We start from the raw sequence: 17,463 nt of genomic DNA on the forward strand, positions 1-17,463 counted from the left end.
GTGTCTGCAGGGGGAAATGAAAAACTTTTGTTAAATAAAGCCAGGCTGTTCTGACATTTCCGGACGAATTTCCCCGCGTAATCGCTGCACCATCGCGAGGCAAACTGCGCTAAAACAGGGCAGTGGAGGGGCTTTTCTGGAGAGATAATTTATCAGCGATCACAAAAGCGATATTTCATCCCGTGAATGCATAATTCCGCTATTTAAAACCCGGTTCTGGCGCTGCAATCAGACAATTATTCACTATATATGCAAATTAAGTGAATATTGTCAGCATGTAACTCATTGATATTACGTCGTGAAGACCATTTTATGCATTAATTCTCTGGCTGGCACGTTAACTGCACTCTACAGTAGGGCTGCACTACAACATCTTTTAACAATTTTAAAACATAAGCTTTACCCGGCCGGTAAAGTAAAGCAGGAGAGTGGGTTATGGCACTGCACGTTTCACGTCACGATTTCGATCAATGGATGATGCCGGTTTATGCGCCTGCGACTTTTATACCGGTTCGCGCGGAAGGCTCCACCGTCTGGGATCAAAACGGCAAAGATTATATCGACTTCGCCGGTGGCATTGCTGTCAATGCGTTAGGGCATGCGCATCCGGCATTACAACAGGCGTTGCAGGAACAGGCCGCACGTTTATGGCACACCGGTAATGGCTACACCAACGAACCGATCCTGCGACTGGCGAAGCAGCTGATCGATGCCACCTTCGCTGACCGGGTGTTCTTCTGTAACTCCGGGGCGGAGGCGAACGAAGCGGCGCTGAAACTGGCGCGCAAGGTGGCACATGATCGTGTCGGTCCGCATAAAAGTGGCATCGTGGCGTTTAAGAATGCATTTCATGGCCGCACCCTGTTTACGGTAACAGCTGGTGGTCAGCCCGCTTACTCAAAAGACTTTGCGCCGCTGCCGCCAGAGATCCAGCATGCCCCGTTTAACGATCTGGCTGCGGCGGCTGAACTGATTAATGACCATACCTGCGCAGTCATTGTTGAACCCATTCAGGGTGAAGGCGGCGTGCTGCCTGCCGATCCGGCGTTCCTGCGTGGATTGCGTGAGCTCTGTGATAAGCATCAGGCTCTGCTGATTTTTGATGAAGTGCAGAGCGGCGTTGGCCGTACCGGTTCGCTTTATGCCTACATGCATTATGGCGTCACGCCGGATGTGCTCACCAGCGCCAAAGCGCTGGGCGGCGGCTTCCCGATTGGTGCGATGCTGACGCGCGAAGATCTGGCGCTGGTGATGGGCGTTGGCACCCACGGCACCACCTATGGCGGCAATCCGCTGGCGGGCGCAGTGGCAGGTAAAGTCATGGAGCTGATCAACCAGCCTGAACTGATGGCGGGTGTAACAGAACGTCACCAGTGGATTGTGGCGGCACTGGATGAGATCAACCAGCGTCTGCATCTGTTCAAAGAAGTGCGAGGTCTTGGCCTGCTGATTGGCGCGGTGCTCAGCGACGATTTTGCCGGTAAAGCCAAAGCGATCAACCTTGCCGCCGCGGAAATGGGCGTCATGGTGCTGATTGCGGGTGCCAATGTGGTGCGTTTTGCCCCGGCGCTGAATATCAGTGAGCAGGAAGTGAAGCTGGGCATGGCCCGCTTTGCCGAGGTGTGTGAAAGCCTGGTGCGAGGGTCAACATCATGATGGTAATCCGTCCGGTTGAACGCGATGACTTAAGCCAGTTGATGGCGCTGGCGGGCAAAACCGGTGGCGGGCTGACCTCGCTGCCGGTCGATAGCGCCACGCTACAGGCGCGTATCGATCGATCGCTGCAGACCTGGGAGGATTCTCTGCCACGTGCCGAGCAGGGCTATGTCTTTGTGCTGGCCGATAGCGAAGATAACCGCGCCGTCGGCATCTGCGCCATTGAGGTGGCGGTGGGACTGCAGGATCCCTGGTACAACTTTCGCGTCGGTACCCAGGTGCACGCCTCAAAAGAGCTGAATGTTTATGCCGCGCTGCCCACCCTGTCGCTGAGTAACGACCATACCGGCAGCAGTGAGCTCTGCACGCTGTTTCTCGATCCCGATTACCGTGATGGCAAAAACGGCTATCTGCTGTCGAAGTCACGCTTCCTGTTTATGGCCAATTTCCGTGAACGTTTCACGAACCGGGTGGTGGCCGAGATGCGTGGCGTCAGCGATGAGCAGGGCCATTCGCCGTTCTGGGAGAGCGTTGGCAGCCGCTTCTTCTCAATGGAATTCAGCAAAGCGGACTTCCTTAGTGGTACCGGACAGAAATCGTTTATCGCTGAACTGATGCCGAAACATCCGCTCTACATCGACTATCTGACACCGGAAGCGCAGGCGGTGATTGGACAGGTCCATCCGCAAACCGCGCCTGCGCGGGCGGTGCTGGAAGCAGAGGGCTTCCGCTACCTCAATTATGTCGACATTTTTGATGGCGGCCCGACACTGGAGTGCGACATCGATCATATCCGCGCCGTGCGTAAAAGCCGGCTGCGCAGCGCAGAACGGGGCGAAAACCCGGCTGATGGCCCGCTCTGTCTGGTTGCCAATAGCGATTATCGCCAGTTCCGTGTGGCGCTGATTCCGGCAAAGGCTGACAGCGACAGCGTGCAACTCACGGATGAACAGATGCAGGCGCTCCATTGCCAGCCGGGCGACAGCCTGCGCGTGGTGACGCTCTGCAAAGAGGAGAAAACAGCATGACACATCTGATAAATGGACAATGGCTGGACGGTGATGCTGAGATTCTGACGAAAGCGGATCCGGTCAGCGGCGAGACGTTATGGCAGGGCCACGCGGCCTCAGCCGCTCAGGCCACCGCAGCCTGCGAGGCGGCGCGCGACGCATTTCCAGCCTGGGCCAGACGCCCGCTGGCGGAACGGCAGGCGATCGTTGAAAAATTTGCCGCCGGGCTTGAGGCGCATAAAACGGCGCTGGCGGAAACCATCGCCCGTGAAACCGGCAAGCCGCGCTGGGAAGCGCTGACCGAAGTGGGCGCGATGATCAACAAAATCGGCTTTTCGGTGAAGGCATACCATAGCCGCACCGGTGAGCAGCATGAAGGCGAAAGCTCGCTGCGCCACCGCCCGCATGGGGTTCTGGCGGTGTTTGGTCCCTATAACTTCCCGGGACATCTGCCAAACGGCCATATCGTTCCGGCGCTGCTGGCGGGCAACTGCGTGGTATTTAAACCCAGTGAACTGACGCCGCTGACCGCCGAAAAAACCGTTGAGCTCTGGCTGGCTGCGGGCCTGCCTGCCGGCGTGCTGGCACTGTTACAGGGCGGACGTGAGACCGGTCAGGCGCTGGCCAACTGTCAGCAGATTGATGGCCTGCTGTTTACCGGCAGCGCCCATACCGGCTATCAGCTGCATCGCCAGTTTGCCGGTCAGCCTGAAAAGATGCTGGCGCTGGAGATGGGCGGTAACAATGCCCTGATTGTTGAAGATCCGGCGGACACCGATGCGGCTGTCAACATCACGTTGCAGTCAGCCTTTATTACCGCTGGTCAGCGCTGCACCTGCGCGCGGCGTCTGCTGGTCAGACGCGGCGATGCAGGGGATGCATTTCTGCGGCGGCTGGTGGAGGTGGCGGGGCGACTGCAACCCGCCGCCTGGAACGCTGAACCGCAGCCGTTTATGGGCAGCGTGATCTCCACCGGCGCGGCAGAGAAGATTATGGGTGAGTGGCAACGGCGGGTTGAGGCGGGCGGCGAGGTGCTGTTGGAAATGCGCTGGCCGGATCGCCACAGTGCCATCCTGACGCCAGGTATTATCGATTTAACCGGCGTGCAGGGCATTCCGGATGAAGAGGTCTTTGGTCCGCTGTTAGGCGTAGTCCGCTATGAGACATTTGAAGAGGCGATAGCGCTGGCGAACCAGACCCGTTACGGCCTGTCGTGTGGGTTGATCTCACCGTCACGTCAGCAGTTTGATCAGCTGCTGCTTGAAGCACGTGCCGGTATCGTTAACTGGAACAAACCGCTGACCGGCGCAGCCAGTACCGCGCCGTTTGGCGGCATTGGTGCCTCGGGCAACCACCGCGCCAGCGCCTGGTATGCGGCGGATTACTGCGCCTGGCCAATGGCCTCGCTGGAGACGCCTGACCTGACGCTGCCCGCCACGCTGTCGCCGGGCCTCGATTTCTCCACCCAGGAGACGACGTCATGAAGGCAACCGAGGCCAACTTTGATGGGCTGGTGGGGTTAACGCACCACTATGCCGGGCTGTCGTTTGGCAACGAAGCCTCGACCCGCAATCAACTGCAGCCGTCGAACCCCCGTCTGGCGGCAAAGCAGGGGTTGCTCAAGATGAAAGCGCTGGCCGATATGGGCTATGTGCAGGGGGTGATCCCGCCGCATGAGCGGCCCAATATTGCGGCGCTGCGCCAGCTCGGCTTTGGTGGCAGCGATGAGCAGGTGCTGGCTGCGGCCGGGAAAACTGCGCCGGGTTTACTCTCCGCCGTCAGTTCAGCCTCGGCGATGTGGGTCGCCAATGCTGCCACGGTCTCGCCGTCAGCGGACAGCCTTGATGGCCGGGTTCACCTGACGGTGGCGAACCTCAACAACAAATTCCACCGTGCGATAGAAGCACCGGAAACGGCCTGGCTGCTGCGTTCCATCTTCCGCGACGATCGCCATTTTGCGGTGCATGATGCTTTGCCGCAGGTGGCGATGTTTGGCGATGAAGGGGCGGCGAACCATAACCGGCTGGGCGGCGCTTATGGTGAGCGCGGCGTGCAGCTGTTTGTCTATGGCCGCGACAGCAGCCATGAGGGCAAAGCCCCGCAGCGCTATCCGGCACGTCAGACCCTGGAAGCCAGCGAGGCGGTCGCCCGTCTGCATCAGCTCTCACCGGAAAGCGTGCTGTATGCGCAGCAGAATCCTGCGGTGATCGATCAGGGCGTGTTCCATAACGATGTGATTGCGGTGAGTAACCAGCAGATGCTCTTCTGTCACCAGCACGCCTTTGTTAATCAGCCTGAACTGCTGGCGCAGCTTCGGTCGCGCGTTCCCGGTTTTGTGGCGCTGGAAGTGCCGGAAAATCGGGTGTCAGTGAAAGATGCGGTAGAGACCTATCTGTTTAACAGTCAGTTGCTGAGCCGTCCCGACGGCACCATGATGCTGGTGCTGCCGGAGGAGTCACGTCAGCATCCGGGTGTCTGGCGCTATCTGTGTGAACAGGTTGAGGCTGACACGCCACTCAAAGCCCTGAAGGTGTTTGATCTGCGCGAAAGCATGTATAACGGGGGTGGTCCAGCCTGCCTGCGTTTGCGGGTGGTGCTGACACCACAGGAGCAGCAGGCAGTGAATCCGGCGGTACTGATGAACGATCGGCTCTTCAGCACGCTGAATAACTGGGTTGACCGTCATTACCGCGATCGCCTGACCCAGGCCGATCTGGTCGACCCACAATTGCTGCGTGAGGGACGCGACGCGCTGGATGAACTGACGAAGCTGCTAGACTTAGGAAATGTATATGCATTTCAGCAGTGAAGGAGGGGGCAGCACAGGCTGCCGCCTGCTCAGGGCGAAAAGGAGGAACGATGCAGGACTTTTTACAGCAAACGCTCTCCGGCGAGGTGCCGCGTAAGCGTAGTGGTGAAACGGCGCATCTTCGCTGGCAATGGTTGTATCACGGCATACTGTTGATGGAGCCGACGGTGCCGGTTAAACAGGCGCTGGTGCTCTCTGCCGGGATCCACGGCAATGAAACAGCCCCGGTAGAAATGGTAAACCAGCTGGTTAATCCGCTGCTGCGGGGCGAAAAGCCATTACAGCAGCGCATGCTGGTGATTCTGGGTAACCCCTCAGCGCTACGCGCTGGTAAGCGCTATGTGCGTTATGACATTAACCGGCTGTTTGGCGGACGCTGGCAGCAGATTGATGATGGTGATGAGGCACGCCGCGTGCTGCGGCTGGAGCAGACGCTGGAGACCTTCTGGCAGCTGGGCGAGTGCGATGAAACGCGCTGGCATCTCGACATGCACACGGCTATTCGTGGCTCTTATCATCCTCAGTTCGGCGTAATGCCGCACAATGAACGCCCCTGGCCGCCCGCGTTTCTTGACTGGCTGGCCGCTGCCGGGCTGGAAGCGCTGGTGTTCCATCGCTCGCCGGGCGGCACCTTTACCCACTTCAGCTGCGAGCACTTCGGTGCGGCCAGCTGTACCCTGGAGCTGGGCAAAGCGCTGCCGTTTGGCGAAAACGACCTCAGTCAGTTCAGTGCGGCACAGCAGGCGCTGGCGTCTTTACTCTATGGCGAAGCGCTGCCTGCGGCAGCGGTTAAACCGCGTCACTATCGGGTCGCGCAGCAGATCACCCGACTGAGTGAGCACTTTACGCTGCATATGTCGCCGGAAACGCTGAACTTTACCGCGTTTCCACAGGGGACGTTGCTGGCGGAAGATGGTCGCACCCGCTATTACGTGCAGCAGGCGCGGGAGTATGTGCTTTTCCCTAACCCTAACGTGGCCGCCGGGCTGCGTGCCGGACTGATGCTGATTGAAGAGAGCGAACAGACCCAGGCGCTGCCGGTCTGATAGCGGTTGTTAACAGCGCAGACCATCGGCGCTAAAAAACCGACAGGAAAAGTGGAAGATCGGCTTCCGCTTTCCTGTCGTAACCCTTACACTCCTCCATGATTTCTGCCAAATTCGCTTTAAATTCATAAACATTTTCAATTCCTCACGCCTTTCTTCTTATTCTCTTCATGATTGCCCGATTTTTATCTTTTATGCTTTCACGGCTTTACTCAGACTCTGAGTAGTTGACGTTCAGCGTCGTATGCTTGTTTCCGAAGACGCGACAGAGTGCTGTCGTCATTATCATGAATTATAAGGACACTATTATGCGCAAACTGACTTCCCTTTTACTGGCTTCTTCGCTGGCGTTTGGTGCAGCCAGCGCCGTCCATGCAGCCGCTGACAACCTGACGCCACCGCCAGCAGGCAGCGAAAAAGCGATGCACAAGCCGCCAATGCGCCACGGCATGGAGATGATGTTTAAAGGTCTGAACCTGACCGACGCGCAGAAAACTCAGATGCGCGACATCATGAAAGAGAGCCACAAAGATATGAAACGCCCGTCACTGGACGAGCGTCGTGCGGCCCACAGCATTATTGCCTCTGACAGCTTCGACCAGAGCAAAGCAGAAGCGCAGGCAGAGAAAATGTCCGCCAATGCCAAAGAGCATGCGCTGAAGATGCTGGAAACCCAGAACAAGCTCTATAACGTGCTGACGCCGGAGCAGAAGAAACAGTACAACGCTAACTTTGAAAAGCGTCTGACTGAGAAAGGCCCGCACGAGGGCAAAATGGCACCGCCAGCAGAACCGGCTGAATAACACTCGTTAAGCGAACGGTCTAAGACCGCCGGCGCTGTCCACTGAAGGTGAGTGGGCAGCGTCGGCGGTTTTTTTTATAGCGGCAGAATAGGGTAGGCACCCGACAGAATCGGGCGGCAGAGGATTTTGTAGCCGTCGTGATCAAAACCGCCTTTGGGCCGCTGCAGTTTTCTGGCCTCATCCATGCTGCTGACCGAACCGAGATAGAACCAGTGGTCGATAACGTGGATCTGCGTCATCTCTTTGCCTTCTTCCACCAGCCCCACGGCACCCTGCCACGGCCAGCAGAACACCCGCACGTTTTCCAGCGCCTCCAGCAGTCGATCCTGATGATCGCTGACCGGCTCTTTACCACAGCAGGCCCCGGCGCAACGGCGCAGTGCCGAGCGGAAGCAGCCTCGCCCCGCACTCAGCGCTTCCAGACCCAGCAGGCCATGACAGAGCTGATACTCATCCGCGAGTTGCTTGAGCCGTTCCAGCGCGGCGAAGCGACTGCGATAGAGCCCAAACAGGTTGGGGGACTGACTGAAATCGAGGTCTTTTGCGTAGACCACATTCGGTTTGCCATCGGTAATCTGCAATGAACAGAGCTGCCGGTTTTTGCGCAGTCGCTTATTGAACAGCGGCTGCTGGGTTTTGATCATCTGCGCTTCCAGCAGCAGCGCGCCGAGGTCGCCCGCGGTAGGGATCCAGCTTACACGCCGCGACTGGCGCAACATTTTCGCCTCGTCCGGGGTGCGGAAATGGGACATTACCCGCGAACGCAGATTCACACTTTTACCGATATAGAGCGGCAGCGACTCACTTTCGCCATGAAAGGTATAGACGCCAGGATGATTTGGCAGGCCTTCCAGCCATTCACGCAGGTGTTCGGGATATTGATAAATTGCATTCGCGTCGGGTTCGGGGCGAAGTATGGCAGAACGTCTGACCAAGATGGACTCCATTTACTGGTTGTCCATACAGCATAACAGGCAGGTGAAATGATCGCCAGCCGTCTGGTTACAGAGACCGTGTTGCCCGCCAGCAGATCAGCGAGCCGAGCGTGATCATCGCCACGCCCTGCCAGAAGGCCAGCGGCGGCGTCAGGCCCAGCCACAGCGATCCCAGCAGGGCCGACAGCACCGGCGTAAAGTAGGAGGCGGTGGCCAGCAGCGTCAGATTGCCCTGCTGAATCCCGTGATTCCAGGCGGAATAGGCGATGGCGGTGGAGAGCCCGACAAACAGCACCTCCAGCAGCGGCACCAGCGTAAAGGCCATCGGCACAGTGTGATCGCTGAAGGCATATTTAAGCCACAGCGCCAGGGCGGTCAGGATAAAAAACAGCGTGACGCCATTGGAACCACGGGCAAAGCGGCGGGTGAGATTGTTGTAGAGCGCCCAGGTCAGGGCGGCGATAAAGGCCAGCGCATAGGCGACCGGGTTGCGCAGCATATTCTGCCACAACAACGCCGGTGATCCGCTGCCGCTGCCTTTCATTACCCAGACGATCCCCAGCAGCGACAGCAGCAGTCCTGGCCACAGCCAGACACGGAAACGCTGCTGATTAAATGGGATCGCCAGCACGATGGTCAGACAGGGCCAGAGATAGTTAATCATCCCCAGTTCCAGTGACTGGCTGCGATCGCTGGCCAGCCCGATGGCCAGTGCCAGACAGATTTCATAGCCGACAAAGAGTGCGCCCCCCAGCCACAGGTAGATGGCGGGCAGTGTGCCGGGTCTGGGCAGGCCCCGGGTCAGGCAGAGCAGACACGCCGTAGTGGTGTAGATCAGCGCGGCGCCGCCGGTGGCGCCAAAGGCTTCACTGACGCTGCGCAGCAGGCCAACGGTCGTACTCCAGAGCAGAATAGCGACAAGCCCGATGAGGGTCGCGCGCGAAACGGTGGCAGGCATGCAGCGATCAACAAAGTCAGTGAGAGAAGCCTCCCTTGCCGCGGCAAGGGAGGGGCAGGATTACTTCCAGAAGTCGTCGAATACCGTGATCGGCGGACGACGTTTGTGCTCGGTTTTCTGATACCAGCCTTCGATGATGCGGGCGCTGTCAGGATTGATGCTTTTGCCTTCCAGGTAGTCATCAATCATCTCATAGGTGACGCCCAGCGCCACTTCATCCTGCAGGCCTGGACGATCATCTTCCAGATCGGCAGTCGGTTTCTTCAGGTAGAGATGCTCCGGGCAGCCAAGATGTTTCAGCAACTGCTTGCCCTGACGCTTGTTCAGGCGGAACAGGGGATTGATGTCCGTGCCGCCATCGCCATACTTGGTGAAGAAACCGGTCACGGCTTCAGCCGCGTGATCGGTGCCGACTACCACGCCTTTGGTCATACCTGCGATGCTGTATTGCGCTTTCATCCGCTCGCGGGCTTTTTCATTGCCGCGGACAAAATCGGAAAGCGTAATACCCGCCTCTTTCAGCGCGCGCTCACTGGCCAGCACCGACTCTTTGATGTTTACCACCAGCGAACGGTCGGGTTTGATAAAGGCCAGCGCGTCCTGACAATCCTGCTCATCCGCCTGCACACCATAGGGCAGACGCACGGCAATAAAGGTATAGTCGTTATCACCGCTCTCCTGACGCAGTTCGGTGATCGCCCGCTGCGCCAGCGCGCCCGCCAGGGTTGAATCCTGACCGCCGCTGATCCCCAGCACCAGCGTTTTCAGTCCGCTGTGACGTTTCAGGTAGGCTTTAAGAAAATCGATGCTGACGCGTACTTCCTGGTCGGCGTCGATAGTGGGCTTCACACCCAGGGCTTCAATAATTTCCTGCTGCAGTGACATGAACTTCTCCTCAGGTCAGTGGCCTGTCGGCTCGATGCGAACGTTTTATTAAAGCTAACGTGCCTTTGCGAAAACAACAAGCCAAAGCGGTAACTGATTGCCGTGAAACGTTGCGAAATCAGTGAGTTTTTACCTGCGGCAGCGGTTTTTTCGCCAGCACGCTAAACATCAGAATCGCCGTCATAAAACAGCCAAAAATGGTGGCGCACATGCTCAGCACCGAGGTGCCGCCGATGCCGGTAATCGGCACGGTAATCGCACCCAGCGTGAACATCGTGACGCCAATCACCGCGGAGGCGCTGCCAGCGCGATGGCCCTGACTCTGCATCGCCAGGGACGAAGCGGTGGTAGCGATAACGCCGTTGCTGGCAATGGTAAAGAACAGTGCCACCAGCAGCAGCGCTAACGGGGCATGCAGCAGCGCGGCCAGCAGCAGCAGACTGGAGGCGACAAAGGCCAGCGTCAGTCCGCCTTTCAGCACCCGATATTCGCCCCACAATGGACAGAGGCGTGCGCTGGTCTGTGAAGCAATCACCAGGCCAAACCCATTGGCCGCAAAGCAGAAGCTAAAGGCCTGAGGCGAAAGACCATAGAGTTGTTGCAGCACGAACGGCGAGGCACCGATGTAGGCGAACATGCCGGACATCATAAACCCCTGGGTCAGGCAGAAGCCCATAAAGGGGCGATGGGTAATCACCTGACCCAATGCCGCGTAGGCGGAGAATATCGAACCTTTACTGCGGCGTGCCTCAGGCAGGGTTTCATGCAGCTTCCAGCGCGCCAGCAGGATCAGCAGAATGGCAATGCCGCCCAGCACCATGAAGATGCCGCGCCAGTTTAAAATCGTCATCAGCACGCCGCCTAATACCGGTGCGCCGATCGGTGCCAGACCGTTGACCAGCATCAGCAGAGCGAAGAATCGCGTCAGCTCGTGGCCGCTATACATATCGCGTGCAATCGCCCGTGACAGCACCGCGCCGCCCGCACCCGCTAATCCTTCGAACAGCCGCGCCAGCAGCAGTTGGTTAATATCCTGCGCCAGCGCACAGCCCATTGAGGCGATAAACAGCAACACCAGTGACAGGGTCAGCGGGCGCAGGCGGCCGAACTTATCGCTCATCGGGCCAAAGAGCAGCTGGCCGAAGCCGAGACCTAGCAGGCCAGTAGTCAGACTCAGCTGCGCGGTAGCGGTTTCGGTATGCAGATCCTGCGCCATTTGTGGCAGTGCAGGCAGATAGAGGTCGATGCAGAGCGGGCCCAGTGCGGCCAGCAGACCCAGCGTAATGGCATAAACCAGGCGATTGGAGTGTACAGGGGTCATTTATCCTCGGGATTGTCAGCGATGGGGTAAACAGAAAGCGGGTAAGGCAGCGAAACACAGCGTCCGGTAACGTGACATTTACGCCAGTCTGCGACTGCGCGGATGACGTTGCGGTCTCGGAAAACGGGGCGCTATCGGGTACCTGTTTTGCCGGGCAGTATACGTCTGCGTTGACAGCAAAACAGCCTTCTTTACGAAATCCTGACATTTGACAGGCCACTAATTGTTCGTCATAAACTTGATAAATCAGCATTTATGTTCCAGGCTTGTTTCCACATGGACAATAAATGAGGAACAACAAGATGAATAAAGTGATGGGATGTATCGCTGCGGCGCTGACGCTGGCTGCACTGTCTGGTTGTACGACTTACGATCGTGCGGAAAGCTACGTGACTAAGCCAGTGGTAAAGGATGTTAAAAAGGGTATGACCCGTGATCAGGTTCGTCAGATCGCCGGTACGCCTTCGACTGAAATCACCATGGTTCACGCGCGCGGCACCTGCCAGACTTATGTACTGGGTCAGCGCGACGGTAAAGCTCAGACTTACTTCGTGAGCTATAACGACACCGGCCGTGTCATGAACTACGGCTTCCAGAGCTGTGCGGAATATGACACCGATCCGCAGGTTCAGCAGTAACTATTAGCACCCCTGAATAGCAAACGGCCCGTCATTATGACGGGCCGTTTTTCGTTGTGGCGATGACTACAAACCTGCCGGGCGCGGCACCTCAACATAATCGCCATCGATATGCCGCTGGTAGAAGTGGCCAGCCTGCACATAGAAGCGTTTGCCGTTAAAGTCGAGTACCCGCATTTCACTGCTGACCCGCGACTCTGCAGGCGGCTCTGCCACCACATACTCATCGCCGTGACGCTGATAATAATTGCCGTTGAGCAGATAGTAGGTCAGTCCGCCTATCAGCACCGCGGTTGCGGCTTCAGGCAAAAAGCGCACCGGCCCGGGTCCGCCCCAGTGTGGCCCATGGCCGCCATGTCGACCCCATCCACCCGGCGGGCCCCAGTCGCCAGGATGAGCGAAAGCCAGAGCAGGTGTCAAAAGCGTCAGCGTCAGAAGCGAGGCGATTATCTTTTTCATCAGGTGTTCTCCTCATAAGACTGGATGCAGAATTCGCTTTTTACCCGGCAAAGACAAGCACTAAAGCGGCGATTTTTCGCCTTTTTACCACGCTTAACGGTTTCTTAACGGCGTCGCCATTAATGGGGGAGATTATGGAGAAGAAGGGCGGGAATAACCTGGCGCGGGCGCGCCAGGTTCAAAGCAGATTAGCGGTGCGCCAGTTCGGCGTTGTCGTCGCTTTCCAGGACGCGCTTATCGGTCAGACCTAACCAGCGACTGGTCAGAGAACCGGCGGTCATGGAACCGTTGACGTTCAGGGCTGTACGACCCATATCGATCAGCGGCTCAATGGAGATCAGCAGCGCCACCAGAGTGACCGGCAGACCCATCGCAGGCAGGACAATCAGCGCCGCGAAGGTTGCACCACCGCCGACACCGGCAACGCCTGCTGAGCTCAGCGTCACGATCCCGACCAGCGTCGCAATCCACAGCGGGTCAAACGGGTTGATCCCGACGGTTGGCGCAACCATCACTGCCAGCATGGTTGGATAGAGACCGGCACAGCCGTTCTGGCCGATAGTGGCACCAAAAGAGGCCGCAAAGCTGGCAATCGACTCAGGCACGCCAAGACGACGGGTCTGGGTCTCGACGCTCAGCGGAATGCTGGCTGCGCTGGAGCGGCTGGTGAAGGCGAAGGTAATAACCGGCCACACTTTACGGAAGAAGCGCATCGGGTTGATACCATTTACCGACAGCAGCAGGGCGTGGACACCAAACATGATGGCCAGACCGAGGTAAGAGGCGACCACAAAGCTGCCCAGCTTAATGATGTCCTGCAGGTTAGAACCGGCAACCACTTTGGTCATCAGCGCCAGCACACCATAAGGTGTCAGCTTCATCACTAAACGCACCAGCTTCATGACCCAGGACTGCAGCGTATCGATCGCGACCAGCACGCGCTGACCTTTAACTTCATCATCTTTCAGCAACTGCAGTGCAGCTACACCCAGGAAGGCGGCGAAGATGACGACGCTGATAATCGAGGTCGGACTGGCGCCGGTCAGATCGGCAAACGGGTTTTTCGGGATAAAGGAGAGCACCAGTTGCGGCACGGTCAGGTCAGCCACTTTGCCGACATAGTTACTCTGAATCGCACTGAGACGCGCAGTCTCCTGCACGCCCTGAACCAGACCTTCTGCACTCAGGCCAAACAGGCCGGTCACAAAGACGCCGACCAGCGCCGAAATCGCAGTGGTAAACAGCAGTACGCCAATTGTCAGTACGCTGATTTTTCCCAGCGACGAGGCGTTATGCAGACGGGCGACCGCACTCAGAATGGAAACGAACACCAGTGGCATTACGACCATCTGCAGCAACTGGACATAGCCATTACCGACGATGTTAAACCAGCTGATTGACTCTTTGACCACTGCGCTGTTTTCGCCGTAGATCAACTGCAAAACCAGGCCGAACAGCACGCCGATCACCAGACCGGTCAGCACTTTTTTCGACAGGCTCCAGTTCTGACGGCTGAAGCGAGAGAGCAATACCAGCAGCACCACAAAGGCTACGATATTAAGCGTAAGAGGAAGGTCCATACTGAAACTCCAGAGTAATGCGGCCTTTCGCTCTGGAAAGGCCGCATAATGTTAATCACGAATTAAGACAGCAGGAATGGTAACAGCAGGCGAAGAGGGTGCCTTATATCCAAATGGCATGGTTTATAACTTTAAGGTGTTTTGTGCTGATTTATTGCGCAGTATGACTGGAAATCAACCGTCCGACGCCATTTTGTAGCGTATCGAACAGCTGTGACGGCCAGCCGTTTGCACCAAAAGATGGCATGCCTACCGGAAACCAGAGCGCATAACCCACCAGTCCCAGACACAATGCCCGCTCAAGCTGGTTGCCTTTCTGGCTGCGCAGAATCGGCAGCCGGAAGCGCCAGCGGCAGGGCCACAGCAGCGGAACCCCGGCAGGCGTCAGCATATCGGCCACAATATGGCTAAGGTAGCCCAGCGTCAGACCCTGCAGGACATCAGGGGGTATCGGCGACGACCGGGGCAGGTTTATCTGAAAAAGCCACAAACCAGCGGCTATCGCCAGCAAACTGTGGGTAAAGCCGCGATGGCCGAACGCGCGCGCAATAGGATGAGAGAGCCAGCGCAGTCGCTGTCCCAGCAGAGATTTAGGGTGATCGATATCGGGCAACAGACATGTCAGCAGGGCTGAGGGAACAAGATGCCACCAGTCGGCTTGCGCCAGCACCGGTGTCAGCTCAGCACGCTTCGCAAAGATAGCGCTGGCAATGGCAAAAATGATGTGGCCTTCGCCCGTCATGATAGAACCTGGTTGCAAAGAAAACTGTCGATGCATCCAGTATAGGGATTTATCCAGTAAATGAGAACATGTGACGCTGTAACGAAGCATGAATATTATTAACAAGGCGGACAGCGATGAAACACTGTCCGCCAGTAAGATTAACGCGCCAGCCAGCCGCCATCCACCGCCAGGGTGTAGCCATTCACGTAGTCAGATGCGGAAGAGGCCAGGAAGACCACCGGGCCCATCATGTCATCCGGCACGCCCCAGCGGCCTGCCGGAATACGCCCCAGAATCTCTTCACTGCGCGACTCATCATTACGAAGCTGTTCCGTATTGTTGGTGGCCATGTAACCGGGAGCGATGGCATTGACGTTAATGCCATGTTTTGCCCACTCGTTCGCCATCAGACGGGTCAGCCCCATCACGGCACTTTTCGACGCCGTATAAGAGGGCACCCGGATACCGCCCTGGAAGGAGAGCATGGAGGCGATATTGATGATCTTGCCGCCATTACCCTGCGCGATAAACTGACGGGCAACCTGCTGTGACAGGAAAAACAGGCTCTTGCTGTTAAGATTCATCACGTCATCCCAGTCCTGCTCACTGAAATTCAGTGCGTCTTCACGGCGGATAATGCCGGCATTGTTGACCAGAATGTCAATTTTACCGGCAGCGGCCAGCGCCTGTTCAACCACTGAGGCCACCACGCTGGTCTGCATCAGATCGGCCTGCACCGGCCAGAACCGGCGACCCAGCGCCTCCACTTTACGTTGGGTATCATCCGGGCCATCACGGTTAACGCCGACGATATCACAACCCGCCTGGGCCAGACCCAGCGCCATACCTTGCCCTAAACCGGTGTTACAGCCGGTCACCAGCGCGATTTTACCTTCCAGGTTAAACGTACTCAGTACCATGGTATTTCTCCTCTGCTCAGCGCAGTTCACTGATTTTGACGTGGTCCATGTCATCAAAGACCTGATTCTCACCCACCATGCCCCAGATAAAGGTGTAACGCTGGGTGCCGACACCGGCGTGAATTGACCAGCTGGGTGAGATCACCGCCTGCTCGTTGTGTACCAGCAGATGGCGGGTTTGCTGCGGTTGCCCCATCATGTGGAAGACGGCGCACTCTTCGCTCATATCGAAGTAGAAATAGACTTCCATGCGGCGTTCGTGGGTGTGGCAGGGCATGGTGTTCCACAGGCTGCCTTCATCCAGTTTGGTTAAGCCCATGGTGAGCTGACAGGTGGGCAACACATCCGGCACGATAAATTTGTTAATGGTGCGGCGATTGGAGGTCGCGGCATCACCCAGCGTCGCGGTGGCCGCTTCCTGCAGCGTGATCTTCTTGTCCGGGAAGGTGCTGTGTGCTGGCGCACTGTTGTAATAGAATTTGGCCGGCTGCGCAGGGTTCAGGCTGCGGAACAGCAGGTTGCGCGCACCTTTGCCGATGTAAAGTGCCTCTTCGTGACCGATTTCCCACGCTTTACCGTCAACTTCTACCAGACCCGGGCCGCCAATATTGATCATGCCCAGCTCGCGGCGTTCAAGGAAGTAAGAGACGCCCAGCTGTTTTCCCATCTCATCACCGATAGTGACCGGATTATTCACCGGCATGACGCCGCCAATAATGATGCGGTCGATATGGCTGTAGGTCAGGGTGTAATCATCGGCAATAAATATCTTCTCAATCAGGAACTCGCGGCGCAGTGCTTCAGTGTCGAGTTGCTTAGCGTGATCGCTGTGAATGCTTTGACGAACGTCCATCTCAGGCCTCTCTGCAGGTCAGGTTATTCATGCCCCAAACGGGGACGCTTTGGGCATCTTAGGCAGAGCGGGATGGGAATTCAATAAAAATGAAACGTTGTTTTATTTTTTGCGGGTCAGATCAAGTGACAGGTGCAACAGGCAATAAAAAGCCCGCCATAAGCGGGCTGATATTATCCCTGCAGATGCTGCAGGCTAAGCTGGGTCAGATTGTCCAGCCGGACATCCGCCAGTGCCCAGCGGGGATCGTCACGGTGTTCGGCGGCGGGCACCACAATCGATCGCATACGCGCTGCTTTGGTGGCGATCATGCCGTTAAACGAATCTTCCAGCGTGACGCAGTTGAGCGGATCGATCGCAAGGCTGGCGGCGGCGTTGAGATAGACCTGGGGATGGGGCTTGCTGTAGGGCAGCGCTTCTGCTGAAGCCAGTACGTCGAAATAAGGGCGCAGATTGAAGATCTCCAGCACCTGTTCCAGCATCTTTAGCGGCGATGCGGAGGCAAGGCCGATTTTCAGCCCATGTTCCCGGCACAGTTGCAGCGCCGTTTCCACGCCCGGCAGCAGTGGCCGCGTCTGATCCACCAGCGTCATGGCGCGCGTAATAATCCGCTCAGTGACCTCCTGCTGAGAGGGGCCATGCCACGGCAGCGTTTCGTACCACATCCGAACAGTCTGATCGATGCGCAGACCCAGGGTATCGGGCATTTCACTGCGCCGTGACAGGTCAACATCCAGCGTTGAAAAGATATCCAGCTCAGCCTGATCCCACAGAGGCTCAGAATCGATGAGTAAGCCATCCATATCAAACAGGGCGGCAAGGACAGGGCGGTGATAAGGCATCAGGGGGTCTCCTTTTAAAGTCAG

General features: G+C 57.3%; 17 protein-coding genes. 7 read left to right on the forward strand and 10 right to left on the reverse strand.

Translation table 11 applies throughout. The annotated features are described in order from the left end of the window. Nucleotides 1-435: 435 nt before the first annotated feature. From FOV68_RS00350 to spy, 6 genes are all read left to right on the forward strand, one after another. Nucleotides 436-1,656 (forward strand): aspartate aminotransferase family protein, encoded by a 1,221-nt coding sequence (locus FOV68_RS00350; protein WP_010245746.1) that lies wholly within the window; start codon nucleotides 436-438, stop codon nucleotides 1,654-1,656. After that, nucleotides 1,653-2,684: an arginine N-succinyltransferase gene (gene astA / locus FOV68_RS00355; protein ID WP_031590495.1), complete on the forward strand. Its 1,032-nt coding sequence runs from the start codon at nucleotides 1,653-1,655 to the stop codon at nucleotides 2,682-2,684. Before FOV68_RS00350 ends, astA begins: the two co-directional genes overlap by 4 nt. Further along, a complete protein-coding gene (gene astD, locus FOV68_RS00360; protein WP_143990148.1) occupies nucleotides 2,681-4,150 on the forward strand; it encodes a succinylglutamate-semialdehyde dehydrogenase in 1,470 nt (489 codons plus the stop codon). The genes astA and astD overlap by 4 nt, the downstream gene beginning before the upstream one ends. Further along, on the forward strand, nucleotides 4,147-5,475 hold the full coding sequence (gene astB / locus FOV68_RS00365) for an N-succinylarginine dihydrolase (protein ID WP_083068191.1): 1,329 nt from the start codon (nucleotides 4,147-4,149) through the stop codon (nucleotides 5,473-5,475). Before astD ends, astB begins: the two co-directional genes overlap by 4 nt. 50 nt (nucleotides 5,476-5,525) lie before the next feature. Further along, nucleotides 5,526-6,521 carry a succinylglutamate desuccinylase gene (gene astE, locus FOV68_RS00370; RefSeq protein ID WP_031590492.1) on the forward strand — a complete coding sequence of 332 codons (996 nt, stop codon included), beginning with the start codon at nucleotides 5,526-5,528 and terminating at the stop codon, nucleotides 6,519-6,521. A 308-nt stretch (nucleotides 6,522-6,829) separates the two neighbouring features. Next, nucleotides 6,830-7,324, forward strand: a complete 495-nt coding sequence (spy, locus tag FOV68_RS00375; RefSeq protein WP_010245731.1) for an ATP-independent periplasmic protein-refolding chaperone Spy — start codon at nucleotides 6,830-6,832, stop codon at nucleotides 7,322-7,324. Between the two features lie 74 nt (nucleotides 7,325-7,398). Here spy and cho read toward each other — a convergent pair whose 3' ends face one another. From cho to FOV68_RS00395, 4 genes are all read right to left on the reverse strand, one after another. Further along, nucleotides 7,399-8,259: an excinuclease Cho gene (gene cho / locus FOV68_RS00380; RefSeq protein ID WP_010245728.1), complete on the reverse strand. Its 861-nt coding sequence runs from the start codon at nucleotides 8,257-8,259 to the stop codon at nucleotides 7,399-7,401. A 67-nt stretch (nucleotides 8,260-8,326) separates the two neighbouring features. Continuing rightward, nucleotides 8,327-9,217: an aromatic amino acid DMT transporter YddG gene (gene yddG / locus FOV68_RS00385; protein ID WP_143990149.1), complete on the reverse strand. Its 891-nt coding sequence runs from the start codon at nucleotides 9,215-9,217 to the stop codon at nucleotides 8,327-8,329. A 60-nt stretch (nucleotides 9,218-9,277) separates the two neighbouring features. Next, on the reverse strand, nucleotides 9,278-10,102 hold the full coding sequence (gene nadE / locus FOV68_RS00390) for an ammonia-dependent NAD(+) synthetase (RefSeq protein WP_010670018.1): 825 nt from the start codon (nucleotides 10,100-10,102) through the stop codon (nucleotides 9,278-9,280). Between the two features lie 118 nt (nucleotides 10,103-10,220). Continuing rightward, entirely contained in the window at nucleotides 10,221-11,423 is a 1,203-nt protein-coding gene (locus tag FOV68_RS00395) for a multidrug effflux MFS transporter (RefSeq protein WP_143990150.1), read from the reverse strand. A 302-nt stretch (nucleotides 11,424-11,725) separates the two neighbouring features. Between FOV68_RS00395 and osmE the strand changes: the two genes are divergently transcribed. Then, nucleotides 11,726-12,061: an osmotically-inducible lipoprotein OsmE gene (osmE, locus tag FOV68_RS00400; protein WP_010245718.1), complete on the forward strand. Its 336-nt coding sequence runs from the start codon at nucleotides 11,726-11,728 to the stop codon at nucleotides 12,059-12,061. Between the two features lie 66 nt (nucleotides 12,062-12,127). Here osmE and FOV68_RS00405 read toward each other — a convergent pair whose 3' ends face one another. From FOV68_RS00405 to hxpB, 6 genes are all read right to left on the reverse strand, one after another. Further along, entirely contained in the window at nucleotides 12,128-12,520 is a 393-nt protein-coding gene (locus tag FOV68_RS00405) for a DUF6515 family protein (RefSeq protein WP_143990151.1), read from the reverse strand. A 188-nt stretch (nucleotides 12,521-12,708) separates the two neighbouring features. Beyond that, entirely contained in the window at nucleotides 12,709-14,100 is a 1,392-nt protein-coding gene (locus FOV68_RS00410) for an L-cystine transporter (protein WP_010670021.1), read from the reverse strand. A gap of 151 nt (nucleotides 14,101-14,251) precedes the next feature. Continuing rightward, a complete protein-coding gene (locus FOV68_RS00415; protein ID WP_031590489.1) occupies nucleotides 14,252-14,842 on the reverse strand; it encodes a metal-dependent hydrolase in 591 nt (196 codons plus the stop codon). Between the two features lie 140 nt (nucleotides 14,843-14,982). Then, entirely contained in the window at nucleotides 14,983-15,744 is a 762-nt protein-coding gene (kduD, locus tag FOV68_RS00420; RefSeq protein WP_143990152.1) for a 2-dehydro-3-deoxy-D-gluconate 5-dehydrogenase KduD, read from the reverse strand. 16 nt (nucleotides 15,745-15,760) lie between these two features. Then, nucleotides 15,761-16,597, reverse strand: coding sequence for a 5-dehydro-4-deoxy-D-glucuronate isomerase (gene kduI, locus FOV68_RS00425; RefSeq protein WP_143990153.1), 837 nt, complete (start codon nucleotides 16,595-16,597; stop codon nucleotides 15,761-15,763). Between the two features lie 173 nt (nucleotides 16,598-16,770). Then, nucleotides 16,771-17,439, reverse strand: a complete 669-nt coding sequence (hxpB, locus tag FOV68_RS00430; protein WP_039391791.1) for a hexitol phosphatase HxpB — start codon at nucleotides 17,437-17,439, stop codon at nucleotides 16,771-16,773. Nucleotides 17,440-17,463 lie beyond the last annotated feature (24 nt).

It is taken from the genome of Pantoea sp. paga (assembly GCF_007558755.1).
In the GTDB taxonomy this organism is placed as follows: domain Bacteria; phylum Pseudomonadota; class Gammaproteobacteria; order Enterobacterales; family Enterobacteriaceae; genus Pantoea; species Pantoea agglomerans.